We start from the raw sequence: 26498 nt of genomic DNA, 5'->3' as shown, positions 1-26498 counted from the left end.
GGGAGGAAAGAATGTCTCGTGTGGCAAAAGCACCCGTCGTCATTCCTGCCGGCGTAGAGGTAAAACTCAACGGTCAGGTTATTTCGATTAAGGGTAAAAACGGCGAGCTTACTCGTACTATCCATAATGCAGTTGAAGTTAAAAGCGAAGACAATCAACTGACTTTCGCACCACGCGAAGGTTTTGATGATGCATGGGCACAAGCGGGTACTACTCGTTCACTGTGTAATGCAATGGTTGTTGGTGTTACCGAAGGCTTCACTAAAAAGCTTCAACTGGTCGGTGTTGGTTACCGTGCAGCAATCAAAGGCAATGCAGTAAGCTTGTCTTTAGGTTTCTCGCATCCGGTTGAACACGCACTGCCAGCAGGCATTACTGCTGAATGTCCAACACAAACTGAAATCGTACTGAAAGGTGCGGATAAGCAAGTGATTGGTCAAGTTGCAGCAGAACTGCGTGCTTACCGTCGTCCTGAACCTTACAAAGGTAAAGGTGTTCGTTACGCCGATGAAATCGTGCGTACCAAAGAGGCTAAGAAGAAGTAAGGTAACACTATGGATAAGAAAGCAGCTCGTATCCGTCGTGCGACCCGCGCACGCCGTAAGATCCAAGAGTTGGGTGCGACTCGCCTGGTGGTACATCGTACTCCACGCCATATTTATGCGCAGGTTATCGCACCGAACGGTTCTGAAACATTGGTTGCAGCTTCTACTACAGAAAAAGCTATCAATGAGCAAGTGAAATTCACTGGAAACAAAGATGCAGCAGCAGTAGTTGGTAAATTAATTGCTGAACGCGCACTGGAAAAAGGCATCACTGTTGTTGCTTTTGACCGTTCTGGTTTCCAATATCATGGTAGAGTCCAGGCACTGGCAGATGCTGCCCGTGAAGCTGGCCTTCAGTTCTAAGGTAGAGGTGTAAGATGGCTCACATCGAAAAACAAGCTGGCGAACTGCAGGAAAAGCTGATCGCGGTAAACCGCGTAGCAAAAACCGTTAAAGGTGGCCGTATTTTCAGCTTTACCGCACTGACTGTAGTTGGTGATGGTAACGGTCGCGTTGGTTTTGGCTACGGCAAAGCGCGCGAAGTTCCGGCAGCAATCCAGAAAGCGATGGAAAAAGCCCGTCGCAGTATGAAAACCGTTGCTCTAAACAACGGCACATTGTTCCACCCTGTGAAAGGTACACACACTGGTTCTCGTGTGTTTATGCAACCTGCTCACGAAGGTACCGGTATCATTGCCGGCGGTGCAATGCGTGCTGTTTTAGAAGTAGCTGGAGTTCGCAACGTACTGGCTAAAACCTATGGTTCCACTAACCCAATCAACGTGGTTCGTGCAACACTGGATGCTTTAGACAGCATGAAGTCTCCAGAAATGGTCGCAGCTAAGCGTGGAAAATCCGTCGAAGAAATTCTGGGGTAATCGGCTATGGCTAAGACTATTAAAATTACACAAGTTCGCAGTTCAATCGGTCGTCTGCCTAAGCATAAGGCAACACTGGTCGGTTTAGGTCTGCGTCGCATTGGTCATACAGTAGAGCGCGAGGATACTCCTGCTGTACGTGGTATGGTCAACTTGGTTTCCTACATGGTTAAAGTTGAGGAGTAAGAGATGCGTTTAAATACTCTGTCTCCGGCTGAAGGTGCCAAGCACGCGCCTAAACGCGTAGGTCGTGGTATCGGTTCTGGTCTCGGTAAAACCGGCGGCCGTGGTCACAAAGGTCAGAAATCTCGTTCTGGCGGTGGCGTACGTCGTGGTTTCGAAGGCGGCCAGATGCCTTTATACCGTCGTCTGCCGAAATTCGGCTTCACTTCACGCAAAGCAATGATCACTGCAGAGATTCGTCTGTCTGATTTTGCTGCTGTTGAAGGCGATGTTATTGATCTGAACGCACTGAAAGCCGCGAACGTTGTTGGCATCCAGATTGAATATGCGAAAGTTATTCTGTCTGGCGAAGTGAACCGTGCAGTTACTGTACGTGGCCTTCGTGTTACTAAAGGTGCTCGCGCTGCAATCGAAGCTGCCGGCGGTAAAATTGAGGAATAAGTGACAGATGGCTAAACAACCAGGATTAGATTTTCAAAGTGCCAAGGGTGGAGCTGGCGAACTTAAACGCAGACTTTTGTTTGTAATTGGTGCGCTAATTGTTTTCCGAATTGGTTCTTTTATTCCAATCCCTGGTATTGATGCCACTGTGCTTGCCAAATTGCTCGAACAGCAACAAGGCACCATCATTGAAATGTTTAACATGTTCTCTGGTGGTGCTCTTAGCCGTGCTTCTATCTTTGCTTTGGGTATCATGCCGTATATTTCGGCATCGATTATCATCCAATTATTATCAGTGGTTAATCCACGGTTAGCAGAGATTAAGAAGGAAGGAGAAGCAGGTCGTCGGAAGATAAGCCAATATACTCGTTGGGGTACTCTGGTATTAGCAATATTCCAATCTATTGGTATTGCAATGGGTCTACCGAATATGCCAGGGATGCAAGGGTTAGTTATTGATCCGGGTCTCCCGTTCTACTTTACGGCTGTTGTTAGCTTGGTCACGGGGACTATGTTCCTTATGTGGTTAGGTGAGCAGATAACTGAAAGAGGTATCGGTAACGGTATTTCTATCATTATCTTTGCTGGTATTGTTGCGGGATTACCGCCGGCTATTGGCCATACCATCGAGCAAGCTCGGCAAGGCGATCTGCACTTCCTCCTGTTGCTGTTGGTTGCGGTGTTAGTATTCGCGGTTACATTCTTTGTTGTGTTTATGGAACGTGGTCAACGTCGTATCGTCGTTAATTACGCTAAACGTCAGCAAGGCCGCCGTGTTTACGCAGCACAAAGTACACATTTACCGTTAAAAGTGAATATGGCGGGTGTAATTCCTGCAATTTTTGCTTCCAGTATCATACTATTCCCGGGTACAATAGCTTCTTGGTTTGGTGATGGAACTGGCTGGGACTGGCTGACTACAATTTCTATGTATTTACAGCCTGGTCAACCGTTATATGTGTTACTTTATGCATCTGCGATCATCTTCTTCTGTTTCTTCTATACGGCGTTGGTTTTCAACCCGAGAGAAACAGCAGATAACCTGAAGAAGTCCGGTGCATTTGTACCAGGAATTCGTCCGGGAGAGCAAACGGCCAAGTACATTGATAAGGTAATGACTCGCTTAACATTAGTTGGCGCATTATATATTACCTTCATCTGCCTAATCCCGGAGTTCATGCGTGACGCAATGAAAGTACCTTTCTATTTTGGTGGTACTTCCCTCTTAATCGTGGTTGTCGTTATCATGGACTTTATGGCTCAAGTGCAAACTCTGATGATGTCAAGTCAGTATGAGTCTGCATTGAAGAAAGCAAACCTGAAAGGTAAGTAATCATTTAGTGTGATTATGGTTTGCTTAGAAGTTACGGAGAGTAAAAATGAAAGTTCGTGCTTCCGTCAAGAAATTATGCCGTAACTGCAAAATTATTCGTCGCAATGGTAGCGTTCGTGTAATTTGTAGTGTTGAACCAAGACATAAACAACGTCAAGGTTAAGAAAAAGCATTTTTTTCTTGCAAAGTTGGGTTGAGCTGGCTAAATTAGCCAGCCAATCTTTTTTATCTAAGATACATTATTGTTTGAGTATCCTGAAAACGGGCTTTTCAGCACAGTAATGTATATTTTAACTTAGGAGTGCATAGTGGCCCGTATAGCAGGCATTAACATTCCTGATCATAAACATACTGTAATCGCTTTAACATCGATTTTCGGTATCGGCAAAACTCGTTCACAGGCTATCTGTGAAGCAACTGGTATTGCTGAAAATGTTAAGATCAGTGAGCTGTCTGAAGAACAAATCGACAAGCTGCGTGACGAAGTTGCTAAATACGTTGTAGAAGGTGACTTACGTCGTGAAATTACCCTGAGCATCAAGCGTCTGATGGACCTTGGATGTTACCGTGGTTTACGTCATCGTCGTGGTCTTCCTGTGCGCGGACAGCGTACTAAGACTAACGCTCGTACCCGTAAGGGTCCGCGTAAGCCGATCAAGAAATAAGTCGGGGTATTGAATAATGGCAAAAGCACCAATTCGTGCACGTAAGCGTGTAAGAAAACAAGTCTCAGACGGTGTGGCTCATATCCATGCTTCTTTCAACAACACAATCGTTACTATTACAGACCGTCAAGGTAACGCATTGGGTTGGGCAACTGCCGGTGGTTCCGGTTTCCGTGGTTCTCGCAAATCCACTCCGTTTGCAGCTCAGGTTGCAGCAGAGCGTTGCGCAGAAGCCGTGAAAGAATACGGTATCAAGAACCTGGAAGTTATGGTTAAGGGACCGGGTCCGGGTCGCGAATCAACAATTCGTGCTCTGAACGCCGCTGGTTTCCGCATCACTAATATTACTGATGTGACTCCTATCCCTCATAACGGTTGTCGCCCACCGAAAAAACGTCGCGTTTAATACGTTTCGTTTTTTTTAGGACTGTTGGAGAAAGAAAATGGCTAGATATTTGGGTCCTAAGCTCAAGCTGAGCCGTCGCGAAGGAACAGACCTCTTCCTGAAGTCTGGTGTTCGCGCGATTGACACCAAGTGTAAATTAGAACAGGCTCCAGGCCAGCACGGTGCGCGTAAACCGCGTCTGTCTGACTATGGCGTCCAGTTACGTGAAAAACAAAAAGTTCGTCGTATCTACGGTGTTCTGGAACGTCAATTCCGTAACTATTACAAAGAAGCAACACGTCTGAAAGGCAACACAGGTGAAAACCTGCTGACTTTGCTGGAAGGTCGTCTTGATAACGTCGTTTACCGTATGGGCTTTGGCGCAACTCGCGCAGAAGCACGTCAAATGGTTAGCCATAAAGCTATCATGGTAAATGGCCGTGTAGTTAATATCGCTTCTTATCAGGTTTCCCCGAATGACGTTATCAGCGTTCGTGAGAAAGCTAAAAAACAGTCTCGTATTAAGGCTGCTTTAGAGCTGGCTGAACAGCGTGAGAAGCCAACTTGGCTGGAAGTTGATGCTGCTAAAATGGAAGGTGTGTTCAAACGTATTCCTGAACGTACTGACTTGTCTGCGGACATTAACGAACACCTGATCGTCGAGCTTTACTCCAAGTAAAGCTTAGCACCAAAGAGAGGACACAATGCAGGGTTCTGTGACAGAGTTTCTAAAACCGCGCCTGGTAGATATCGAGCAAGTGAGTTCGACGCACGCTAAGGTGACCCTTGAGCCTTTAGAGCGTGGCTTTGGCCATACTCTTGGTAACGCACTGCGCCGTATTCTGCTTTCGTCTATGCCGGGTTGTGCGGTGACAGAGGTTGAGATTGATGGTGTACTGCATGAGTACAGCACCAAAGAAGGTGTACAGGAAGATATCCTGGAGATTCTCCTCAACCTGAAAGGGCTGGCGGTAAAAGTTCAGGGGAAAGATGAAGTTATTTTAACCTTGAATAAATCTGGCATTGGCCCTGTGACTGCAGCCGACATCATCCATGATGGTGATGTCGAAATCGTCAAGCCACAGCACATCATCTGCCACCTGACTGACGAAAGCGCATCTATTAATATGCGAATTAAAGTACAGCGTGGTCGTGGTTATGTGCCGGCTTCTGCCCGAGTTCATTCGGAAGAAGATGAGCGCCCAATCGGTCGTTTGTTAGTCGATGCTTGCTACAGCCCAGTAGAGCGTATTGCCTACAATGTTGAAGCAGCTCGTGTTGAGCAACGTACAGACTTGGATAAGTTAGTTATTGAAATGGAAACTAACGGTACAATCGATCCTGAAGAGGCGATTCGCCGTGCGGCAACCATTCTGGCTGAACAACTTGAAGCTTTTGTTGACTTACGTGATGTACGTCAGCCTGAAGTTAAAGAAGAAAAACCAGAATTCGATCCTATCTTATTGCGCCCAGTTGACGATCTGGAATTGACTGTCCGCTCTGCTAACTGCCTCAAAGCAGAAGCTATCCACTACATCGGTGATCTGGTACAGCGTACAGAAGTTGAGTTGCTTAAAACTCCGAATCTTGGTAAGAAATCTCTTACTGAAATTAAGGACGTCTTGGCATCTCGTGGTCTTTCTCTGGGCATGCGCTTAGAAAATTGGCCACCAGCAAGTATTGCTGATGATTAAGATCACAGGTTAAGGTTTTACTGAGAAGGATAAGGTCATGCGCCATCGTAAGAGTGGTCGTCAATTGAACCGCAACAGCAGCCACCGCCAAGCTATGTTCCGTAACATGGCAGGTTCTTTAGTTCGTCATGAAATCATCAAGACGACTCTGCCTAAAGCGAAAGAACTGCGTCGCGTCGTTGAGCCGCTGATTACTCTTGCCAAGACCGACAGCGTAGCTAATCGTCGTCTGGCATTCGCACGTACTCGTGATAACGAGATCGTTGCAAAATTATTTAATGAACTGGGACCTCGTTTCGCAGCTCGTGCAGGTGGTTACACTCGTATTCTTAAGTGTGGCTACCGCACAGGTGACAACGCTCCGATGGCTTACATCGAGCTTGTTGACCGTGCTGTTGAGTCTCAAGAAGCAGCTGCAGAGTAATCTGCTGTCGCTTTCAAGAAAACCGGGTATATTTGCCCGGTTTTTTTGTACCTGCTATTCTTACTTCTTCAAATAAATTTATTCCCTTGATTTTTTCGTGGTTAACCCATATTTACAGGTAAGTATTATGAGCATGTATAAGATAGGTGAACTTGCTAGGCTAGCAGATGTGACGCCTGATACGATTCGTTTTTATGAAAAACAAGGTTTGATGGGACATAAAGAAAGAACAGAAGGCGGGTATCGGTTATTTACGGAACAAGACCTACAGCGACTGCGTTTTATTCGTTATGCAAAACAGTTAGGTTTTACTTTAGAAGCTATCACTGAACTACTTTCAATACGAGTGGATCCTGAACATCATACCTGCCAAGAATCTAAACAGATTGTTGATCTCAGATTACTTGAAGTTGAAAAAAAGATACAAGAGCTTATTATTATGCGCGATTCGCTTAAGATGTTAAGTTCAGCATGTTGTGGAGAAGAACATGCGACAACCTATTGCTCCATTATGGAAATATTAGAAAAAGGTGCATCTAAAGTTTATTAATTATACAATCTGCTAATTATATGAGGGTATATCATGAGTAAATATCAACATAAACGTGGTGAGATTAAAGATAATGCGATTGAAGCATTACTACATGACCCACTATTTCGCCAAAGAGTTGAAAAAAATAAAAAAGGAAAAGGCAGTTACACAAGAAAAGAAAAAAATAAGAAGTCAGTTAACTGGGAGGCCAGCGGTAATAGGTTTATTTACTTATTACCACTGGCCTTTTAGTTAATTTTTATTTTGTTCTTTTAAAAGATCACGAATTTCTGATAACAGAACTTCTTCTTTAGATGGTGGGGCTGGCTCTGCTGGTGCGGCTTCTTTTTCACGGCGAACTTTATTCATGACCTTAATTGCCATAAAGATAGCGAACGCAACAATAACGAAGTCAAAAACGGTTTGTATAAACATACCATAATTTAGTACTACTGCTGGTAAATCACCTTGTGCTTCTTTTAATACTACGCTGAATGATTTGAAATCAACACCTCCGATTAGTAAACCTAGCGGAGGCATAATGACATCAGCAACTAATGAAGATACAATTTTACCAAATGCAGCACCAATAATAATACCAACTGCCATATCCACTACATTGCCCTTCATAGCAAATTCGCGGAAATCTTTTAAAAAGCTCATTAGACGACCCCTTAATAAATAACTCAATTGAAACAAAACATGTATTAGGTTAACAAATTATAGTCGCTAAAATTATTAAGCTACAAATATTTACTATTTTTATTTTTATAAAAAGAATGGACTTGGTTGAAATAATTTTTCAACTTCGGGTACATACTTTTTATCTGTAATAAACATAATGACATGGTCACCTTGTTCAATTATATGGTAATCACTAGCTATAATGACTTCTTCTTCACGAACAATTGCACCAATAATAGTTCCAGGAGGAAGTTTAATTTCAGATATTTTTTTGCCAACAACTTTTGACGTATTTTCATCACCGTGTGCAATTGCCTCAATAGCTTCCGCAACGCCTCTTCTTAAAGATGAAACATTGACTATATCCGCTTTTCTAACATGGCTTAATAAAGCAGAAATAGTTGCCTGTTGAGGTGAAATCGCAATATCAATCACCCCACCTTGAACGAGTTCAACGTATGCAGAGCGTTGTATAAGAACCATTGCTTTTTTAGCCCCCATTTTTTTTGCTAACATAGCAGACATAATATTAGCTTCATCATCATTTGTTAGGGCAATAAAAACATCCATTTGCTCAATATGTTCTTCTGTGAGTAGTTCTTGGTCGGATGCATCGCCATAAAATACAATGGTATCATGCAGTAACTCAGCAAGTTCTGTTGCACGCTTCTGGTTTCGCTCAATAAGTTTCACGCTGTAATCTTTTTCTAGTCGCCTTGCTAGACCGGCTCCGACGTTACCACCACCGACTATCATCAAACGTTTGTATGGCTTTTCTAGTCTTTGCAGCTCGCTCATTACGGCTCGGATATGTTGTGTTGAAGCAACAAAAAAAACCTCATCACCCGCTTCAATAATTGTTGAGCCTTGAGGGCGAATAGGTCTATCTTGACGGAAAATAGCGACAACACGAGTATCAATATGTGGCATGTGTTCGCGTAAGCTCGATAGTGCATTACCAACGAGTGAGCCGCCATAATAAGCTTTTACAGCAACTATGCTAACTTTGCCTTCTGCAAAGTTTACAACCTGAAGGGCGCCAGGGTATTGAATTAATTTATAGATATAGTCGATAACTAATTGTTCTGGCGATATTAAGTAGTCAATCGGGATTTGTTCAGGCAGAAACAATTTGTCAGCTTCACGGATATATTCTGTCGCCCTGATACGCGCTATTTTATTTGGGGTATTAAATAGGCTATATGCAATTTGGCAAGCAATCATGTTAGTTTCATCTGAATTGGTAACGGCTACTAACATATCCGCATCTTCTGCGCCTGCATCTCGAAGCACTCTAGGGTGAGAGCCATGACCATTTACCACTCGAAGATCGAATTGATCCTGTAATTGACGTAACCGATCAGCATCGGTATCAACGACGGTAATATCATTGTTCTCATCAACTAAATTTTCAGCAAGCGTTCCGCCAACTTGCCCAGCACCTAGAATAATGATCTTCATTACATCTTCCTATATCAGAGAGCTGGCTACAATTTACTACACTTTTTTGACTAAGCGTGCATAAAAGAAACCATCACCACCATTAGTACTTGGTAATACTTGTAACCCAGCATCGGTTCCATCATTTAGACTGGCGTCATTATGTTTAGATAGGAAATTTTGTATTTGCTTTCCATTTTCTTCGGGCATAATTGAGCATGTGGCATAAAGTAGAGTACCGCCCGGTTTTAAATAAGGCCAGATAGCTTCGAGAATTTGAGCTTGTAGTTGCGCCAATTCATTTATATCCGAATCACGGCGTAGCCATTTAATATCAGGATGACGCCTAATAACGCCTGTAGCGGAGCAAGGTGCATCAAGTAAAATACGGTCAAATTGCTGATCTTTCGCCCATTTTTCAGGCTGTGTGCCGTCTCCTTGTATAACAACAGCATGTTGCTTAAGACGAATTAGATTTTCTTTCACTCTTTTAAGGCGATATTCATCGATATCTACAGCAATAACATTCGCTCTAGGGGCTAATTCTAAAATATGGGTTGTTTTTCCACCTGGTGCTGCACATAAATCTAAAATACTTTCCCCATTTTGAGGTTCTAGCAATTCAGCGCAGCCTTGAGCTGAGACATCTTGTACTGTTGACCAGCCATCTTCAAAGCCCGGAAGACGAGATACTGCGGTGGGTTCATCTAACCGAATAGCATTTGGATGTGAGGGGTGCAAATGTGCGGTTATCTCAGATTGTTCTAGTAAGTTGAGATATTGTGCAGCAGTGTGATGTTGAGAGTTTACTCTTAACCACATAGGTGGGCGTTGGTTATTTGCTTCAATAATAGATTGCCAATCCTCTGGATAGGCAGTTTGTAGGCGTTTTAATAACCAGCTTGGATGTAAATATTGGCTAGTGTTGTTAGCAATTCTTTCTTCTAATTGTACTTGTTGGCGCTGAAATGAACGTAATACGCCATTAATAAGCCCTTTTAATTGGGGCTTTTTCAGTGCAACTGCGCCATCTACTGTTTCTGCTAATGCAGCATGAGGCGGTATACGAGTATAAAGTAGCTGGTAGATGCCTACCATAATTAAGTAATGTAGGGTTCTTTGTTTACCCGTTAATGGTTTTTCCATTAGCTGGCTAATAAACCATTCAAGTTTAGGTAAATAACGTAAAACGCCAAAGCAAATTTCTTGTAATAAAGCTTTATCTTTATCATTGATATTGCGTTGTAAGTCAGGCAGTACAGTGCTTAATGATTGGCCGTTATCAAGGACTTGGAAAATTGCTGTTGCCGCGATACTACGCAAATTATATGTGTTTTTCATATGGTGAGGATGAATTCATTAGTGACTGAAATAAAACTGCCTGAAGGTATCAGGCAGTTTACAAGTTCGTTATGCTAGAACTTGCTCTGGGGTAAACCATTCGCGACGAGAGTTTAGGATATCTTGTGCACTCATTGCTTTTTTGCCAGGCGGTTGTAGCTGAGTAATATTTAGTATGCCATTTCCTGTGGCAATGCATATACCTTTTTTGTCAGCGCTAATAATTGTTCCTGGTTGCTTATCATGTGCTTCTTCGAGTGCTTCAGCTTGCCAAACTTTAATGAGTTGTTCTTCAACCATGAAATAACTCATTGGCCAAGGATTGAAAGCACGAATACAGCGCTCAATATGTACAGCATCATCTTGCCAATTAATGCGAGCTTCTTCTTTTGATAATTTTTCAGCGTAATTTGCTAATGAATCATCTTGTTTTTCAGCTGTGCATTGGCCTGAGGATAGCATTTCAACAGTATGAATTAATGCTTCTGGGCCGATTATTGCTAACTTGTCATATAACGAGGCGCTTGTATCACTAGGGTTAATTGGACAAATTGCTTTGTAAAGCATGTCTCCAGTATCTAAACCTGCATCCATTTGCATAATAGTCACACCCGTTTCAGTATCACCAGCCCAAATAGAACGTTGAATTGGTGCCGCTCCTCTCCAGCGAGGTAACAAAGAGCCGTGAACATTCAAGCAACCTAAGCGAGGAATATCGAGAACGGCTTGCGGTAGAATCAGGCCATAGGCAACAACTATCATTAAGTCTGCATTTTGGTTTTTTATCCACTGCTGGTTTTCGCTATCTTTAAGAGATACTGGTTGAAAAACAGGGATTTGGTGTTCTTCAGCGAGAACCTTGACAGGGCTCGGAGTTAACTTTTTACCTCTTCCCGCAGGTTTATCATGGCGAGTGAGGACGCCAACGATTTGGTGTCTAGTATCTAAGAGAGCAGCTAAATGTTTGGCCGCAAAATCGGGGGTACCCGCAAAAATAATTTTTAATGGCTCTGACACGTTAATTTCCCTATTTATATGTAGCGAATTAGCTATTTTTGGCTTCTTTTGCTCTTAGTCTGTCTAACTTTTCAACTTTCTGGCGGATGCGCTGACGTTTTAAAGGCGATAAATAGTCAACGAATAGTTTACCAACAAGGTGGTCCATCTCATGTTGGATACAGATAGCTAATAAACCATCAACCTCCAGTTCAAAAGACTCTCCGTTATAGTTTAGCGCGCGAACTTTTACCTGCTCAGCACGAGGGACGAAGCCATGTTGTTCTGGAATAGACAAGCAACCTTCTTCGATCCCCGTTTCCCCTGATTTATCTAGTAATTCAGGGTTAATAAGAACTAAGCGATCATCACGAGTTTCAGACACATCAATAACGATGATTCTCTGGTGGATATCAACTTGTGTTGCTGCAAGGCCAATACCTTCTTCTTCATACATGGTATCGAACATATCATCAACGATACGCTGTATAGAAGCATCAACTTTGTCTACTGGCTTAGCAATTGTGCGTAAGCGTTCGTCTGGGTAATGTAATACGTTTAAGACTGACATAAATTTTTCGAGCAGTTTCCAAAATGTGAATGGGAATTAATGACTATTCTAGACATTTCTCATTCATATTGACAGTATTGGTTATGATTTGTTCACTGAAGAACCTATTTGTTGATGAGTCAGGATGACAATAATGAATATCCAAGAAATTTGGTTAAGAATGTCACAGGTTAAAAGGTTATTACCTCTGAATGCAGTAAGAATAATTAATGAGCTAAAACAACTAAATAAAATTAGCTATCAGACTTTACACCATCATGGTTTGAATGAAATACAGCAATTACAGTTTATGAATGTCTCTATGCACCGGCTTGAGAAAGTACAGGCATGGCTTTCAAATAAACATCATCAAATGATTACTTTCTGTGATTCCCATTACCCTTTTTTATTAAAGCAAATTTACCGTCCTCCTCTTTTATTATTTGTCGTGGGAAAAAGTGAATTATTGGTAACGCCACAAATTGCTGTAGTTGGAAGTCGTAGAGCAAGTGAATACGGCAGAATATGGACTAACCTATTTGTGAAGAGCTTTGTCCATCATGGTATAACCATCACCAGTGGGCTTGCATTAGGTATCGACGGTATAAGCCATAAGGCTGCCCTTGATAATCGAGGTGAAACAATTGCGGTTTTAGGTAGCGGGTTAGCGAATATTTATCCACGTCAACATACTGAATTGGCTGAAAAAATCAAAAATTATGGTGCTTTGATTTCAGAATATTGGCCTGATGCACCACCATTACCTAAACAATTTCCCAAGAGAAACCGTATTATTAGTGGGTTAAGTAAAGCAGTTATTGTAATCGAAGCAGGGATGAAAAGTGGCTCACTGATAACCGCTAGGTATGCATTAGAGCAAAACCGCGACTTATTTACATTGCCTGCTCCATTAGGTAACTCTGCATTTCATGGCAACCATTGGTTATTACAGCAGGGAGCTTATCTATTAGCTGAACCTGAGGATGTTTTACAGCATATAGGTGATGGGTTAAATTGGATACAAACCGAATTACCTATAGAACAGGCACCACTTGAGTTTAATGTGGTAGAAAATAAAATTTTAGGTATGGTTGGGTACCAAGCGACACCAGTAGATGTCATTGCAGAACAAACCCAAATTCCAGTTACTCAAATTATTACCATATTAACTGAGATGGAAATTAATGGGGTAGTTAGCTCGGGGGCTGGTGGGTATACCAGAGTAACTTAGTTAAAAGCAACAGTAGAGAAAAACATGTCTAAACAACTGCCCTTCGATACAGAAAAAAATGAACATTGTCCAGAATGCGATTCTTTGCTTGTTATCCGCAATAGTTCACATGGGCCTTTTTTAGGTTGTTCAAGTTATCCACAATGTCATTATATGAGACCGCTAAGACCTACGGTGGAAAGTCATATAATTAAAGTATTAGAAGGTCAACATTGTCCTAAATGTAGTCACGACCTAGTGCTTAAGCAAGGCCGATTTGGCATGTTTATTGGTTGTAGTAATTATCCTGAATGTGAACATATTGAGCTAATTGATAAACCGGATGAAACTAAAATTTCTTGTCCGCAATGCCAAAAAGGGAATTTATTACAGAGAAAATCGCGTTATGGTAAGACTTTTTATGCTTGCGACAATTACCCTAACTGTCAGTTTATATTAAATAATAAGCCTATTAATGGTAAATGTAAGTATTGTGAGTATCCATTACTTATGGAAAAAAGGGGGGGACAGGGAGTAAGATTATTTTGTGCCAGCAAACGCTGCGGTAAACAACAAGAAGAATAATGAGTTAAAACTATGTCAAATATATCTACACCTGCAATTGAAAGTATTATTAGTTCATTACAACATGAGGAGGTTATTGCCTATCCAACAGAAGCCGTATTTGGTTTAGGTTGTGACCCTGATAGTGAAACAGCGGTATATAAGTTATTAGAGTTAAAGCAACGCCCTTGGGAAAAAGGATTAATCCTTATCGCTGATAGCTACGAGCAATTAAAAGACTATATAGATGATGAGCAACTAACAGAAGAACAAAAGCAAGCGATGTTTGCAACATGGCCGGGGCCAGTAACATGGGTGATCCCGGCAAAAGTAACGACTCCAAAATGGTTGACAGGTCGGTTTGATACTATCGCAGTGAGAGTTACAGACCATGAATTAGTAAAAAAATTATGCCGTCATTATGGCAAACCTTTGGTATCTACAAGTGCTAATTTAAGTGGGTTAGAGCCTTGTAGGACAACTGAAGATGTTATTGCACAGTTCAACGGGAGTATTCCTGTTCTTGATGGAATGGTCGGTGGTCGTCAAAACCCATCTGAAATAAGAGATGCAAAAACAGGGCAATTATATCGTAAAGGATAATATTGATGGAAATGTTTGCGGTTTTTGGTAATCCAATTCAACACAGTAAATCACCTGTTATACATAAAATGTTTGCAGAGCAAACAGGGGTTAGCCTTGAATATGAAAAAGTCCTAGCACCAATCGAGGGATTCGAACAAAGTCTAATAGGTTTTTTTTCTCAGGGTGGAAAGGGCGCAAACATTACTTTGCCATTTAAGGAGCGTGCTTTTCAGGCTGTTTCTGAATTAACTGCAAGAGCTCAAGTTTGTGGCGCTGTTAATACGGTGATGAAGCTTGATGATAATCGATTGTTGGGCGACAACACCGATGGAATGGGGCTTTTGTTAGATTTACAACGTTTAAAGTTTGTTCATCCAAATAGCCGAATATTAATGATTGGTGCTGGTGGTGCGACACGTGGAGCATTATTGCCACTTTTAGAATATGGCTGTGATATCACTTTGACAAATAGAACCTTTTCTAAGGTTGAATTATTAGTTAATGAATTTTCAGCACTAGGTAAAATGTGCGGGAAAGAGATCTCACAGATCGTATCTGCTGATTTTGATCTGATTATCAATGCGACTTCATCTGGTGTAAGTGGAGAGGTTCCTGCAATCAATCCAAATGTGTTTAGCGATCAAGTTGCATGCTATGACATGTTTTATCAATCATCATTAACGCCCTTCCTTGAGTTTGCGACTCAACATCAAGTGACTAAAATAGCCGATGGCCTAGGTATGCTAGTAGGGCAAGCCGCGTTTTCTTTTAAACTATGGCATGGCATTCTTCCTGAAATTACACCTGTTCTATCTGCCTTATATAAGGAATTGAAAGGGTGAATCAGCAAATTCAATTCCCTGATAGAGAAGAGTGGGATGCGCTATCCAAGCAAGTACGCTTTCCTGTGTTGATCAGCGGAATGCTTGCGGAATGTGCAATTCCTCAGTCATTGTTATTTCAACGTTATGGTAAAAAAGAAACACCTTTGAGTTTATTTCAGCAGTATCGATGGGATATAGAAGAAGAGTTTGAAGCCTTGATTGAACAAGGCCTCGATGATGACGATGGGCTTTACATATTATCAGATGCTAAATAGTTATTTTTCCATTCGACATAGTTATTCGCTGAATAACGTAAATGGCTTAACTCAGCATCAGTCAATTTTCGGATGGCTTTTGCTGGGCTCCCTGTATATAAGTAACCGGATTCGAGTCTTTTTCCTTGAGTTACTAAACTGTTAGCCCCAAGAATAACGTCATCTTCTACTATAGCCCCATCAATAACAATTGAACCCATTCCAACTAGCACTCTATTTCCTATAGTGCAACCATGTAACATAACTTTATGACCAATGGTGACATCTTCTCCAATAATTAACGGGTTCCCCTCAGGGTTACTTGCGGATTTATGTGTGACATGTAGAACTGAGCCATCTTGAATATTGGTGCGTGCACCAATAGAAATATAGTTAACATCACCACGCAAAACAGAAAGAGGCCAAATACTGACATCATCAGCTATGCGAACATCTCCAATTACAACAGAAGATGGGTCAATGAAAACGCGTGCATTAATAGAAGGGTAAATACCTAAATAAGGACGTAAAAGTGTGTTCATAGTGATAACCATAAAAAGAAATAAAAGATAGCTGTTAAATAACCCATTAGTTCATTATGAATTTATGAGCCAGTAGGTTGCTAAAGCTAGAATTATAGGCATGAAGTCGTTTCTTTTATAACCGTTATGCGGTGAAAAAGCACAAGGTGGCTATTTTATCCGCAAACAGAGTTTTTTTTTAAAAAAAAAGGTTGTGTAATTCTGAAGGCTCCCTATAATGCGCATCCGTTGTCACGATAAACCGGTTAGAAGAAAACTTCATAACCCAGTGATAACAGAGGTGAGAAAGAAAAAAGTTGAAAATAAACGCTTGACTTTCTAAATAAAAAACGTATTATACGACACCTCGCGACAACGACCTGATTCACGGAATCAAGTCCGAAAATCGAAAGATTTAGTCGCAACGCTCTTTAACAATTTATCAGTCAATCTGTGTGGGCACTCACAGGACACTATCAAAAAAATATTTGATTTTAAGTCTTGAAGAGTGACTAACACGTTAATTCATATATATGAAATAAGGTAGTAACGCTTATTTTGGAAGGGTAACGCGAAGGCAAGCAGAGATAACCCGAGGCAGTACTTAGGTACGGCGAGGGGAAGCGATGCGAAGCCGACAAAGTTAGCCGAACAAAAGAACGTTACGGTCAGTAAGACATTCTTTGAGCATCAAGCTACTTTTAATTGAAGAGTTTGATCATGGCTCAGATTGAACGCTGGCGGCAGGCCTAACACATGCAAGTCGAGCGGTAACAGGAGAAGCTTGCTTCTCGCTGACGAGCGGCGGACGGGTGAGTAATGTATGGGGATCTGCCCGATAGAGGGGGATAACTACTGGAAACGGTAGCTAATACCGCATAATCTCTCAGGAGCAAAGCAGGGGAACTTCGGTCCTTGCGCTATCGGATGAACCCATATGGGATTAGCTAGTAGGTGAGGTAATGGCTCACCTAGGCGACGATCCCTAGCTGGTCTGAGAGGATGATCAGCCACACTGGGACTGAGACACGGCCCAGACTCCTACGGGAGGCAGCAGTGGGGAATATTGCACAATGGGCGCAAGCCTGATGCAGCCATGCCGCGTGTATGAAGAAGGCCCTAGGGTTGTAAAGTACTTTCAGTCGGGAGGAAGGCGTTGTTGCTAATATCAACAACGATTGACGTTACCGACAGAAGAAGCACCGGCTAACTCCGTGCCAGCAGCCGCGGTAATACGGAGGGTGCAAGCGTTAATCGGAATTACTGGGCGTAAAGCGCACGCAGGCGGTTGATTAAGTTAGATGTGAAATCCCCGGGCTTAACCTGGGAATGGCATCTAAGACTGGTCAGCTAGAGTCTTGTAGAGGGGGGTAGAATTCCATGTGTAGCGGTGAAATGCGTAGAGATGTGGAGGAATACCGGTGGCGAAGGCGGCCCCCTGGACAAAGACTGACGCTCAGGTGCGAAAGCGTGGGGAGCAAACAGGATTAGATACCCTGGTAGTCCACGCTGTAAACGATGTCGATTTGAAGGTTGTTCCCTAGAGGAGTGGCTTTCGGAGCTAACGCGTTAAATCGACCGCCTGGGGAGTACGGCCGCAAGGTTAAAACTCAAATGAATTGACGGGGGCCCGCACAAGCGGTGGAGCATGTGGTTTAATTCGATGCAACGCGAAGAACCTTACCTACTCTTGACATCCAGAGAATTTAGCAGAGATGCTTTAGTGCCTTCGGGAACTCTGAGACAGGTGCTGCATGGCTGTCGTCAGCTCGTGTTGTGAAATGTTGGGTTAAGTCCCGCAACGAGCGCAACCCTTATCCTTTGTTGCCAGCGATTCGGTCGGGAACTCAAAGGAGACTGCCGGTGATAAACCGGAGGAAGGTGGGGATGACGTCAAGTCATCATGGCCCTTACGAGTAGGGCTACACACGTGCTACAATGGCGTATACAAAGAGAAGCGACCTCGCGAGAGCAAGCGGAACTCATAAAGTACGTCGTAGTCCGGATTGGAGTCTGCAACTCGACTCCATGAAGTCGGAATCGCTAGTAATCGTAGATCAGAATGCTACGGTGAATACGTTCCCGGGCCTTGTACACACCGCCCGTCACACCATGGGAGTGGGTTGCAAAAGAAGTAGGTAGCTTAACCTTCGGGAGGGCGCTTACCACTTTGTGATTCATGACTGGGGTGAAGTCGTAACAAGGTAACCGTAGGGGAACCTGCGGTTGGATCACCTCCTTACCATTGAAGTGTTTTTGTGAAGTGCTCACACAGATTGTCTGATAGAAAGTAGAGCAATGGCTTTACGTGGGAGACTTATTCGAGAGGATAAGACTTACACGAAAATAGCAAAACGGTGTTTTGCAATTGAATTTTCGTGTCCCCTTCGTCTAGAGGCCTAGGACACCGCCCTTTCACGGCGGTAACAGGGGTTCGAATCCCCTAGGGGACGCCAATTGCGCCGATATCGAGTGAAAGACGATGTCCCCAATAATGATTAAGCCAATTATATTGTAGTTGGTTTAACAATTATGCTCTTTAACAATCTGGAACAAGCTGAAAATTGAAAACAACGCACATTGTTTATCGCTTAAACAATGTGAGAGTCTCTCAAAAATCTCAACTTGAATGTGCTTCTCTGAAGCATCGAGTCGACGAACGAAATGAGTTCGAGGCGGCCAGCGCACAGCAAGCGCAGCGTACTTAGGTACGTGAGCATTGCGCGCACTGCCCAACGAAGAAATCATGACGTGCAGTCACTCGTTGTCAGAAGACACCTTCGGGTTGTGAGGTTAAGCGACTAAGCGTACACGGTGGATGCCTAGGCAATCAGAGGCGATGAAGGACGTGCTAATCTGCGATAAGCGTCGGTAAGGTGATATGAACCGTTACAACCGACGATTTCCGAATGGGGAAACCCAGTGCAATCCGTTGCACTATCGTTTGATGAATACATAGTCAAACGAAGCGAACCGGGGGAACTGAAACATCTCAGTACCCCGAGGAAAAGAAATCAACCGAGATTCCCCTAGTAGCGGCGAGCGAACGGGGAGCAGCCCAGAGTCTTAATCAGCATTAGCATCAGGAGAACGGTCTGGAAAGTCCGGCAGTAAAGGGTGATAGCCCCGTATCCGAAGGTGTTAGTGTTGTGAACTCGACGAGTAGGGCGGGACACGTGTTATCCTGTCTGAATATGGGGGGACCATCCTCCAAGGCTAAATACTCCTGATTGACCGATAGTGAACCAGTACCGTGAGGGAAAGGCGAAAAGAACCCCGGCGAGGGGAGTGAAATAGAACCTGAAACCGTGTACGTACAAGCAGTGGGAGCCCCATCACTCAAGTGCCTCGGCAATTGAGTGAGGGTGTAAAACCATCACAATAACAGCGCAGGATTTGCCAACAAGGTTGGTCGATTTTTTCAAGCCGCAGCGCAGTGGACATCGAAGTCCATGAGCAGCGGAAGTTAAAAAATCGGGCAAGATTGGCCGCAAAGCCAAGCGGGACATTTGAGGATGGGGTGACTGCGTACCTTTTGTATAATGGGTCAGCGACTTATATTCTGTAGCAAGGTTAACCGTATAGGGGAGCCGTAGGGAAACCGAGTCTTAACTGGGCGAATAAGTTGCAGGGTATAGACCCGAAACCCGGTGATCTAGCCATGGGCAGGTTGAAGGTTGGGTAACACTAACTGGAGGACCGAACCGACTAATGTTGAAAAATTAGCGGATGACTTGTGGCTGGGGGTGAAAGGCCAATCAAACCGGGAGATAGCTGGTTCTCCCCGAAAGCTATTTAGGTAGCGCCTCGTGAACTCATCTTCGGGGGTAGAGCACTGTTTCGACTAGGGGGTCATCCCGACTTACCAACTCGATGCAAACTACGAATACCGAAGAATGTTATCACGGGAGACACACGGCGGGTGCTAACGTTCGTCGTGAAGAGGGAAACAACCCAGACCGCCAGCTAAGGTCCCAAAGTCATAGTTAAGTGGGAAACGAAGTGGGAAGGCTCAGACAGCCAGGATGTTGGCTTAGAAGCAGCCATCATTTAAAGAAAGCGTAATAGCTCACTGGTCGAGTCGGCCTGCGCGGAAGATGTAACGGGGCTAAACTATGCACCGAAGCTGCGGCAGCGATATGTAAATATTGTTGGGTAGGGGAGCGTTCTGTAAGCCTGTGAAGGTGTGCTGTGAGGCATGCTGGAGGTATCAGAAGTGCGAATGCTGACATAAGTAACGATAATGCGGGTGAAAAACCCGCACGCCGGAAGACCAAGGGTTCCTGTCCAACGTTAATCGGGGCAGGGTGAGTCGACCCCTAAGGCGAGGCAGAAATGCGTAGTCGATGGGAAACGGGTTAATATTCCCGTACTGGTGATAATTGCGATGGGGGGACGGAGAAGGCTAGGCTATCCGGGCGACGGTTGTCCCGGTTTAAGGATGTAGGCAGGTGAATTAGGCAAATCCGGTTCACTACATGCTGAGGTCCGACGACGAGTCACTACGGTGATGAAGTAGCTCATGCCCCGCTTCCAGGAAAAGCCTCTAAGCTCTAGATTATCATTAATCGTACCCCAAACCGACACAGGTGGTCAGGTAGAGAATACTCAGGCGCTTGAGAGAACTCGGGTGAAGGAACTAGGCAAAATGGTGCCGTAACTTCGGGAGAAGGCACGCTGGCATTAGGTGAAGTGATTTACTCATGGAGCTGAAGCCAGTCGCAGATACCAGCTGGCTGCAACTGTTTATTAAAAACACAGCACTGTGCAAACACGAAAGTGGACGTATACGGTGTGACGCCTGCCCGGTGCTGGAAGGTTAATTGATGGGGTTATCCGTAAGGAGAAGCTCTTGATCGAAGCCCCAGTAAACGGCGGCCGTAACTATAACGGTCCTAAGGTAGCGAAATTCCTTGTCGGGTAAGTTCCGACCTGCACGAATGGCGTAATGATGGCCAGGCTGTCTCCACCCGAGACTCAGTGAAATTGAACTCGCTGTGAAGATGCAGTGTACCCGCGGCAAGACGGAAAGACCCCGTGAACCTTTACTATAGCTTGACACTGAACATTGAGCCTTGATGTGTAGGATAGGTGGGAGGCTTCGAAGCGTGGACGCCAGTCTGCGTGGAGCCAACCTTGAAATACCACCCTTTAATGTTTGATGTTCTAACGTTGCTCCATTATCTGGGGTGCGGACAGTGTCTGGTGGGTAGTTTGACTGGGGCGGTCTCCTCCCAAAGAGTAACGGAGGAGCACGAAGGTTGGCTAAGCATGGTCGGACATCATGCGGTTAGTGCAAAGGCATAAGCCAGCTTGACTGCGAGAGTGACGGCTCGAGCAGGTACGAAAGTAGGTCTTAGTGATCCGGTGGTTCTGAATGGAAGGGCCATCGCTCAACGGATAAAAGGTACTCCGGGGATAACAGGCTGATACCGCCCAAGAGTTCATATCGACGGCGGTGTTTGGCACCTCGATGTCGGCTCATCACATCCTGGGGCTGAAGTAGGTCCCAAGGGTACGGCTGTTCGCCGTTTAAAGTGGTACGCGAGCTGGGTTTAGAACGTCGTGAGACAGTTCGGTCCCTATCTGCCGTGGGCGTTGGAAGATTGAAAGGGGCTGCTCCTAGTACGAGAGGACCGGAGTGGACGCACCACTGGTGTTCGGGTTGTCATGCCAATGGCATTGCCCGGTAGCTAAGTGCGGAAGAGATAACCGCTGAAAGCATCTAAGCGGGAAACTTGCCTTGAGATGAGTCTTCCCTGACCCTTTAAGGGTCCTAAAGGAACGTTTAAGACTAAGACGTTGATAGGTTGGGTGTGTAAGCATAGCGATATGTTGAGCTAACCAATACTAATGAACCGTGAGGCTTAACCTGACAACACCGAAGGTGTTTTAGAGAGATAGAGTTGTTTTTCAGAGAACGTGAGAAGCCGCAAGGTGAAGGACACGCAGCTTGTTTGAGATTGAGGTTCTGGTTTGCGAAGAGTAATAAGCGCAAACGGGAACAAAACAGAATTTGTCTGGCGGCAATAGCGCGGTGGTCCCACCTGACCCCATGCCGAACTCAGCAGTGAAACGCCGTAGCGCCGATGGTAGTGTGGGGTCTCCCCATGTGAGAGTAGGGAACTGCCAGACATTAATTAAAGGTTTATTGCTCAATAAGCAGTAAACAGCCGAAAGGCAAAAGAATAAGTGGAGCGGTAGTTCAGTTGGTTAGAATACCTGCCTGTCACGCAGGGGGTCGCGGGTTCGAGTCCCGTCCGTTCCGCCACTTAATTTAGGGGCGTAGTTCAATTGGTAGAGCACCGGTCTCCAAAACCGGGTGTTGGGAGTTCGAGTCTCTCCGCCCCTGCCAGTTACCAATTAAGTAATAATAAAAGAAGTATCTATTGATAACCCGATTAGCTTAATCGGGTTTTTCTTTATTCGTGTGACTATAAATATAAAGTTATTTTCCCCTTCTGCTAATTTTCAATTTATTTTATCCCATTAACCATCCCACTGTTTTGTATCTCTTAATCGTATTCACTATTTAAATACACTGTGACGTTACGTTCTCCCAGCTACTTTTTATTTTCATCATTTTATATTTATTTTTCGCATCATCAGTGAGTTGTTACTTACGACTTTATACTTCTCAATAGTATTCACAGGTTGAATGATATTTTGTTGTGTTCAATATTTAAGTTAGAAAAATGAGCATATATATAAAGTTGGTGGTTTAATTTTTATTAAGATCACAAATTACCTTGCTGAAGAAGCAAAATGTCATTGTATTTCTGTATGAATATTGGTCAGTTATCTGTTATTGATATATCTGATTAAAAAATAAAATGAAGTATCAATTAAGATTATTTTGCAGAGATCTATAGTTTATTTATGGGATCATAGGAAGGTGAGTGAAATCTTTACTCACCTTCCTATTTTTATTCACTTAACTGTGCATTTTTTATTGGAGTTTTAATCAGTTGATTGATAAGAGCTTGCTGATCATTTTTCTGGAGCCAAACTGCATACAAAGGTTTGTTTATTGAGGTTTCTGAGAGCGTTTTTAAGCCTGGATATTGATATACCCAATGAGCAGGTAAAAATGCCGCTGAAAGCGATACAGGAAGTAATTGGCGGGTAATATGGGCTGAGGTAGTGATCATAACAGGTGTGTCATCTTGAGTTAATGAAGGTTCATTTTTGGGATGGAAGTCAGCACCCCATTCAAGCCTTATAAAATTATATTTTGTGAGTGCAATATTTTTTTGGGAAGCCATGAGTTGTAAGTCAATCGTACCGATGATTGTACTTTCAAACTCATCCATTTTAGGCGGTTCAGTTGCGATTAATAAGTCTAATTCTCTAGAATGTAGTTGCTTAACAAGAGACTGGCGCGTTGAAACCCTAGCTTCGAGCCGCAGTTCATCATGTTGATTATAAAGTTCTTCTACCCAGTCAGTTAGATAACCTTCCCAGAGTGAAGCTGTTGCACCAATAGAAAGCTCTGTGTGTTGTGAGGCATGAGATATTTCTTTTTTAGCTTGCAGCCAGGTATTCATTAACGATTCAGCATATGGAACAAGCCTTTCTCCTGCAGCTGTTAACCGGATATTGTTTCTATGCCGCGTAAATAGGCTTGTACCTAATTGTGTTTCTAGTTGCCTAATACGGAAGCTAACCGCTGATTGCGTTAAATAGAGTGATTCTGCAGCTCGACCAAAGTGCCTAGTTTTACTGACCTCTAAAAAAGTTCTCAATAACTCGCTGTCCACATGCATCTCCAATTATTTTTGTCGTGGTGATTTAAATGTTTTGTTTTACAGATTGTCAATGCTGTCTAATACTCCGCGCCATATAGAGTTTGACTGTAATAAGTTAGGAGTGTGTCAGATGGCAGATAGCTTCATCACGACTAATCGTTTTTTTGATAACAAACATTACCCACGTGGCTTTTCTCGTCATGGTGATTTCACCATTAAAGAAGCTCAGTTGCTAGAACGTCTCGGCCAAGCTTTTAATGAGCTTGATACAGGTAAGCGTGCACCTCAGACAGAAGAAGAAAAACTTTTCGTCGCTGTATGCCGTGGTGAACGTGAACCAGCTACCCCAGAAGAAAAAGTTTGGACAAAATATTCTAGCCGTATTAACCGTCCAAAACGCTTCCATACTTTATCTGGCGGTAAACCGCAGATAGACCCATCGGAAGACTACACTGATACAGATGATTAATATTATCATCGTATGATAAGAGGGACTTCGGTCCCTTTATTTCTACGGGATAATAAGTACTTATCTGTCCACTCTTCTCAGCTTACTTGTTTTTGCAAATGAAGCAATAACTTATCCATTGCTCGATACCCCAAAGCTTCTAATAAATCTGAACGTTCAATAGTTTCTGCGGCATTAAGGTCGGCGATTGTTCTAGCAACCCTTAAAATTCTGTGCCAAGCTCGAATGGAAAGACCTAGCTTATTTAATGCATGTTCTAAGAATAACGCATCTTTTGTTGTTAGCAGGCAAAATTGTGTGGTTTCTCTTGGTGTTAGTAAACTATTAATTTTTCCAGCTCGCCTAAGTTGCCTATTTCTGGCTTCGATGACTCTTTGTCTAACCTGTTCACTTGTTTCACCTTGGTTAGTTTGATTACTTAATGAACCGAGAGGTAACAATGGAATCTCTATTGAAAGATCAAATCGGTCAATAAAAGGCCCTGATATGCGTGAAAGATAACGTAGTATGCGAGTAGGAGCTGAGCGGCTCATTTCTCCTTGGTAATGGCCTGTTGGGCTAGGATTTAGGGCCGCAATTAGCTGGAAACTCGCAGGATAGCAAACTTTTGCTTTTGCTCGAGAAATGCTAATTTTTCTAGATTCTAGAGGTTCTCGTAAAGAATCTAATACCGAGCGGCTAAATTCGGGTAATTCATCTAAAAATAAAACACCATGGTGTGCAAGTGAGATCTCACCAGGTTTGGGAAGAGAGCCACCGCCAATTAAAGCGGCAATTGATGCACTATGGTGGGGTGCTCTAAAAGGCCTTATTGGCCAATTCATGTCTTCTTTTGTGTTTTCACTTAAACTATGTAGTGAAGCAACTTCTAAGGCTTCTTGAGAGGTTAATGGGGGGAGTAAAGTCATTAGACGGCTTGCTAGCATAGTTTTTCCTGTCCCCGGAGGACCTAACAAGAGTAAATTGTGTCCACCTGCAGCACAGATTTCTAATGCCCGTTTCCCATGTTCTTGACCAATAATATCGTTGATATCACCTTCTTGCTTGGTTGGGATAGATGCTTGATGAACTTGTTGATTACAAACTAATGTGTGTTTGTTATGTAAAAAATGGCAGAGCTCTAATAAGGATGTCGTGAAATAAACGCTATTATCTGGAAGTAGGCCTAGTTGGTGTTGGTTCTCCGTTGATAGTATTAAAGAGCGCTGTTGTTTTAATGCTGATTGGGCCGCTGGGATAGCACTGTTGACATAGCGAACATCGCCAGACAAAGCAAGTTCGCCTAAAAATTCATATTGTTTTAATGGATCGTGGGGGATTTGCCCTGATGATGCGAGTATGGCAATAGCGATGGCAAGGTCATACCGACCACTTTCTTTTGGTAAATCTGCTGGGGCTAAATTAACCGTCATTTTTTTAGCTGGATATTCAAACCCGCTATTTAGTAGAGCGCTTCGAACTCTATCTCTTGCTTCTTTTACTGCTGTTTCTGGTAGCCCAACAAGTGTTAAACCTGGAAGCCCATTACTAATATGTGCCTCAACAGTAACAAGAGGTGCTTCTAACCCAATTGATGCTCTAGTGTAAACAATTGCTAATGTCATAAGCCCTCCAATATTTTTTACAGAGTAATATTCTGCTGAAATTAGGTTTGTTTATCTTGAGTTGATAACATATTTGCGAAGCTGCTCGATAATTTAATTGCTTAGTTACTAGGCTGTTTCAATTTGCGTCGAGTAGCTTCGAGGACTTGTTATAACAGTGATTGCGTTAATTTTATAAAGAGTGGAAGCTATACTGAACTTGGATATTCATAAGAAAAAGTAATTAGTTTTTTGGCGTGAATCTTAATGGTATTGAATGGCTGGTGCGGATGATGTAGCTGATTATGCTATGTATTCTATTGAATTTTACTGAGAAACGGTAGTTTAGGCAGTTTATAATGCTAATTTGTTGATAACGATATGATTTTTAAATAATTTAATGTTTTGAAAATAAATAAATTAAATAAAAGTTGTCAAAACGATTTTAAAATGATAACTCTAAATAATAGATAATTAAGAATATTGAAAAAGTAAAACTCATGAACGCATTTATCCAAGCAGTTAGCCTAATTATTATTAGCGTGGTGGTGATTATTATCCCACCGTGCGGGGCTGCACTTGGACGACGAAGGCTAAAATAACAGCCAGATCTCACGAGAACCCCGCACCGAAAGGCGCGGGGTTTTTT

General features: G+C 43.1%; 29 protein-coding genes, 3 tRNA genes and 3 rRNA genes. 27 read left to right on the top strand and 8 right to left on the bottom strand.

The window, feature by feature from the left end; all coding sequences use genetic code 11:
• Nucleotides 1–11 precede the first annotated feature (11 nt).
• The 14 genes from rplF (at nucleotide 12) to M1F17_RS19470 (ending at nucleotide 7332) form a co-directional block, all read left to right on the top strand.
• The gene (rplF, locus tag M1F17_RS19535; RefSeq protein ID WP_004265464.1) at nucleotides 12–545 is read left to right on the top strand and encodes a 50S ribosomal protein L6; all 534 of its coding nucleotides are present in this window, start codon (nucleotides 12–14) and stop codon (nucleotides 543–545) included.
• Nucleotides 546–554: 9 nt separating this feature from the next.
• Nucleotides 555–908, top strand: coding sequence for a 50S ribosomal protein L18 (gene rplR, locus M1F17_RS19530; RefSeq protein WP_004265467.1), 354 nt, complete (start codon nucleotides 555–557; stop codon nucleotides 906–908).
• A gap of 14 nt (nucleotides 909–922) precedes the next feature.
• Nucleotides 923–1423, top strand: a complete 501-nt coding sequence (rpsE, locus tag M1F17_RS19525) for a 30S ribosomal protein S5 (RefSeq protein ID WP_004265471.1) — start codon at nucleotides 923–925, stop codon at nucleotides 1421–1423.
• 6 nt (nucleotides 1424–1429) lie between these two features.
• Complete coding sequence (rpmD, locus tag M1F17_RS19520) at nucleotides 1430–1609, top strand: 50S ribosomal protein L30 (protein ID WP_004265475.1); 180 nt, start codon at nucleotides 1430–1432, stop codon at nucleotides 1607–1609.
• A gap of 3 nt (nucleotides 1610–1612) precedes the next feature.
• Nucleotides 1613–2047: a 50S ribosomal protein L15 gene (gene rplO, locus M1F17_RS19515; RefSeq protein WP_004265478.1), complete on the top strand. Its 435-nt coding sequence runs from the start codon at nucleotides 1613–1615 to the stop codon at nucleotides 2045–2047.
• Nucleotides 2048–2054: 7 nt separating this feature from the next.
• Complete coding sequence (gene secY / locus M1F17_RS19510; RefSeq protein WP_004265481.1) at nucleotides 2055–3380, top strand: preprotein translocase subunit SecY; 1326 nt, start codon at nucleotides 2055–2057, stop codon at nucleotides 3378–3380.
• A gap of 46 nt (nucleotides 3381–3426) precedes the next feature.
• A complete protein-coding gene (gene rpmJ / locus M1F17_RS19505; RefSeq protein ID WP_004265484.1) occupies nucleotides 3427–3543 on the top strand; it encodes a 50S ribosomal protein L36 in 117 nt (38 codons plus the stop codon).
• A gap of 145 nt (nucleotides 3544–3688) precedes the next feature.
• Entirely contained in the window at nucleotides 3689–4045 is a 357-nt protein-coding gene (rpsM, locus tag M1F17_RS19500; protein ID WP_004907144.1) for a 30S ribosomal protein S13, read from the top strand.
• Between the two features lie 16 nt (nucleotides 4046–4061).
• Nucleotides 4062–4451 carry a 30S ribosomal protein S11 gene (gene rpsK / locus M1F17_RS19495; protein ID WP_002919257.1) on the top strand — a complete coding sequence of 130 codons (390 nt, stop codon included), beginning with the start codon at nucleotides 4062–4064 and terminating at the stop codon, nucleotides 4449–4451.
• A gap of 37 nt (nucleotides 4452–4488) precedes the next feature.
• Nucleotides 4489–5109, top strand: coding sequence for a 30S ribosomal protein S4 (gene rpsD, locus M1F17_RS19490; RefSeq protein ID WP_004265487.1), 621 nt, complete (start codon nucleotides 4489–4491; stop codon nucleotides 5107–5109).
• 25 nt (nucleotides 5110–5134) lie between these two features.
• A complete protein-coding gene (locus tag M1F17_RS19485) occupies nucleotides 5135–6124 on the top strand; it encodes a DNA-directed RNA polymerase subunit alpha (protein WP_004265491.1) in 990 nt (329 codons plus the stop codon).
• A 37-nt stretch (nucleotides 6125–6161) separates the two neighbouring features.
• Nucleotides 6162–6548, top strand: a complete 387-nt coding sequence (gene rplQ / locus M1F17_RS19480; RefSeq protein WP_004907152.1) for a 50S ribosomal protein L17 — start codon at nucleotides 6162–6164, stop codon at nucleotides 6546–6548.
• A gap of 133 nt (nucleotides 6549–6681) precedes the next feature.
• On the top strand, nucleotides 6682–7098 hold the full coding sequence (gene zntR / locus M1F17_RS19475) for a Zn(2+)-responsive transcriptional regulator (protein WP_036959225.1): 417 nt from the start codon (nucleotides 6682–6684) through the stop codon (nucleotides 7096–7098).
• Nucleotides 7099–7131: 33 nt separating this feature from the next.
• On the top strand, nucleotides 7132–7332 hold the full coding sequence (locus tag M1F17_RS19470) for an alternative ribosome-rescue factor A (protein ID WP_004265498.1): 201 nt from the start codon (nucleotides 7132–7134) through the stop codon (nucleotides 7330–7332).
• On the opposite strand, the gene mscL is transcribed toward M1F17_RS19470, so the two are convergent.
• From mscL to def, 5 genes are all read right to left on the bottom strand, one after another.
• The gene (gene mscL, locus M1F17_RS19465; protein ID WP_004265501.1) at nucleotides 7333–7743 is read right to left on the bottom strand and encodes a large-conductance mechanosensitive channel protein MscL; all 411 of its coding nucleotides are present in this window, start codon (nucleotides 7741–7743) and stop codon (nucleotides 7333–7335) included.
• Between the two features lie 105 nt (nucleotides 7744–7848).
• Nucleotides 7849–9225, bottom strand: a complete 1377-nt coding sequence (gene trkA / locus M1F17_RS19460; RefSeq protein ID WP_004265502.1) for a Trk system potassium transporter TrkA — start codon at nucleotides 9223–9225, stop codon at nucleotides 7849–7851.
• Between the two features lie 36 nt (nucleotides 9226–9261).
• Nucleotides 9262–10545, bottom strand: a complete 1284-nt coding sequence (rsmB, locus tag M1F17_RS19455; RefSeq protein WP_004265505.1) for a 16S rRNA (cytosine(967)-C(5))-methyltransferase RsmB — start codon at nucleotides 10543–10545, stop codon at nucleotides 9262–9264.
• A 69-nt stretch (nucleotides 10546–10614) separates the two neighbouring features.
• Nucleotides 10615–11562 carry a methionyl-tRNA formyltransferase gene (fmt, locus tag M1F17_RS19450; protein ID WP_004265508.1) on the bottom strand — a complete coding sequence of 316 codons (948 nt, stop codon included), beginning with the start codon at nucleotides 11560–11562 and terminating at the stop codon, nucleotides 10615–10617.
• A gap of 28 nt (nucleotides 11563–11590) precedes the next feature.
• Entirely contained in the window at nucleotides 11591–12112 is a 522-nt protein-coding gene (gene def / locus M1F17_RS19445) for a peptide deformylase (RefSeq protein ID WP_318837119.1), read from the bottom strand.
• Between the two features lie 133 nt (nucleotides 12113–12245).
• Here def and dprA point away from each other — a divergent pair, with 133 nt between their 5' ends.
• The 5 genes from dprA to M1F17_RS19420 are packed head-to-tail and all read left to right on the top strand — an operon-like array spanning nucleotide 12246 to nucleotide 15549.
• Entirely contained in the window at nucleotides 12246–13322 is a 1077-nt protein-coding gene (dprA, locus tag M1F17_RS19440) for a DNA-processing protein DprA (protein ID WP_036959221.1), read from the top strand.
• 24 nt (nucleotides 13323–13346) lie between these two features.
• Nucleotides 13347–13886, top strand: coding sequence for a type I DNA topoisomerase (locus M1F17_RS19435; RefSeq protein WP_036959223.1), 540 nt, complete (start codon nucleotides 13347–13349; stop codon nucleotides 13884–13886).
• A 12-nt stretch (nucleotides 13887–13898) separates the two neighbouring features.
• Nucleotides 13899–14468: an L-threonylcarbamoyladenylate synthase type 1 TsaC gene (gene tsaC / locus M1F17_RS19430; protein ID WP_096865179.1), complete on the top strand. Its 570-nt coding sequence runs from the start codon at nucleotides 13899–13901 to the stop codon at nucleotides 14466–14468.
• A gap of 5 nt (nucleotides 14469–14473) precedes the next feature.
• Entirely contained in the window at nucleotides 14474–15292 is an 819-nt protein-coding gene (aroE, locus tag M1F17_RS19425) for a shikimate dehydrogenase (RefSeq protein ID WP_096865180.1), read from the top strand.
• Nucleotides 15289–15549, top strand: a complete 261-nt coding sequence (locus tag M1F17_RS19420; protein WP_096865181.1) for a DUF1488 domain-containing protein — start codon at nucleotides 15289–15291, stop codon at nucleotides 15547–15549. Before aroE ends, M1F17_RS19420 begins: the two co-directional genes overlap by 4 nt.
• Here the strand turns inward: M1F17_RS19420 and M1F17_RS19415 are convergent.
• Nucleotides 15525–16070 (bottom strand): gamma carbonic anhydrase family protein, encoded by a 546-nt coding sequence (locus tag M1F17_RS19415; RefSeq protein ID WP_096865182.1) that lies wholly within the window; start codon nucleotides 16068–16070, stop codon nucleotides 15525–15527. The two genes, M1F17_RS19420 and M1F17_RS19415, sit on opposite strands and share 25 nt — an antisense overlap.
• A 681-nt stretch (nucleotides 16071–16751) precedes the next feature.
• Between M1F17_RS19415 and M1F17_RS19410 the strand changes: the two genes are divergently transcribed.
• The 6 genes from M1F17_RS19410 (at nucleotide 16752) to M1F17_RS19385 (ending at nucleotide 22404) form a co-directional block, all read left to right on the top strand.
• A 16S ribosomal RNA gene (locus M1F17_RS19410) occupies nucleotides 16752–18291 on the top strand.
• A 138-nt stretch (nucleotides 18292–18429) separates the two neighbouring features.
• Nucleotides 18430–18505: transfer RNA gene (locus M1F17_RS19405), tRNA-Glu, on the top strand.
• Nucleotides 18506–18840: 335 nt separating this feature from the next.
• Nucleotides 18841–21924 (top strand): 23S ribosomal RNA (locus M1F17_RS19400).
• Between the two features lie 144 nt (nucleotides 21925–22068).
• Nucleotides 22069–22184: ribosomal RNA gene (rrf, locus tag M1F17_RS19395) — 5S ribosomal RNA — on the top strand.
• The 16S, 23S and 5S rRNA genes sit together here with 3 tRNA genes alongside, the layout of an rRNA operon.
• A 59-nt stretch (nucleotides 22185–22243) precedes the next feature.
• Nucleotides 22244–22320: transfer RNA gene (locus tag M1F17_RS19390), tRNA-Asp, on the top strand.
• An 8-nt stretch (nucleotides 22321–22328) separates the two neighbouring features.
• A tRNA-Trp gene (locus tag M1F17_RS19385) sits at nucleotides 22329–22404 on the top strand.
• A gap of 571 nt (nucleotides 22405–22975) precedes the next feature.
• On the opposite strand, the gene hdfR is transcribed toward M1F17_RS19385, so the two are convergent.
• Entirely contained in the window at nucleotides 22976–23815 is an 840-nt protein-coding gene (gene hdfR, locus M1F17_RS19380) for an HTH-type transcriptional regulator HdfR (RefSeq protein ID WP_004906133.1), read from the bottom strand.
• Nucleotides 23816–23927: 112 nt separating this feature from the next.
• On the opposite strand from hdfR, the gene M1F17_RS19375 reads away from it, so the two are divergent.
• A complete protein-coding gene (locus M1F17_RS19375) occupies nucleotides 23928–24266 on the top strand; it encodes a DUF413 domain-containing protein (protein ID WP_036958821.1) in 339 nt (112 codons plus the stop codon).
• Between the two features lie 77 nt (nucleotides 24267–24343).
• On the opposite strand, the gene M1F17_RS19370 is transcribed toward M1F17_RS19375, so the two are convergent.
• Nucleotides 24344–25870, bottom strand: a complete 1527-nt coding sequence (locus M1F17_RS19370; RefSeq protein ID WP_180312202.1) for a YifB family Mg chelatase-like AAA ATPase — start codon at nucleotides 25868–25870, stop codon at nucleotides 24344–24346.
• 479 nt (nucleotides 25871–26349) lie between these two features.
• Here M1F17_RS19370 and ilvL point away from each other — a divergent pair, with 479 nt between their 5' ends.
• Nucleotides 26350–26451: an ilv operon leader peptide gene (gene ilvL / locus M1F17_RS19365; RefSeq protein WP_071524553.1), complete on the top strand. Its 102-nt coding sequence runs from the start codon at nucleotides 26350–26352 to the stop codon at nucleotides 26449–26451.
• Nucleotides 26452–26498 lie beyond the last annotated feature (47 nt).

This window comes from Providencia sp. PROV073 (assembly GCF_033688125.1).
Classification (GTDB): Bacteria; Pseudomonadota; Gammaproteobacteria; order Enterobacterales; family Enterobacteriaceae; genus Providencia; species Providencia hangzhouensis.
Note: the sequence above shows the minus strand (reverse complement) of the source record. Positions and strands in the feature narration are given on the sequence as shown.